Source organism: Proteiniphilum sp. X52, from assembly GCF_003712195.1.
Taxonomy (GTDB): Bacteria; Bacteroidota; Bacteroidia; order Bacteroidales; family Dysgonomonadaceae; genus Proteiniphilum.
Window position 1 is genome coordinate 1 of record NZ_RDSD01000088.1, and the last position, 399, is coordinate 399.

General features: G+C 27.6%; 1 protein-coding gene. It reads left to right on the forward strand.

Annotated elements, in window-relative coordinates; genetic code table 11:
* Nucleotides 1-70: 70 nt before the first annotated feature.
* Nucleotides 71-399 (forward strand): hypothetical protein (locus D7D25_RS17765; protein WP_148038995.1); only part of this gene is annotated, 329 nt, incomplete at its 3' end.

A 399-nucleotide genomic window follows, 5' to 3' on the forward strand; every position in this document is an offset into this window, starting at 1 on the left:
AGAATGGAATGCTGAAGAATACGCAATTCGACAAGTAGGGAGTCTTTATTTACCATAAAATATAATTAAGATGAGAAAGATTGGACTTTTGGTGTGTGTTTTAATTGAAATTGTATATGTTTCGTGTGATTATCCAGGATTGATTGAATTTGTAAACGAAACAAATAATGTCGCATATTTCAATATTTATAAGGGATATAGTAACACAAAAGATACTCTTAAGGTAGAACTTACAAATCATGATAAGATACCTAGTATTTTGATAGGAGGATATGGACATTCTTGGGACAAAGAGAATATAAATAAATTTATTTCTGACATTAATAAGATTGAATTAATTTCCGAGAATGACACATTAATTTTCACGGATAAGGATGATATGTATAATTATTTAAAAAA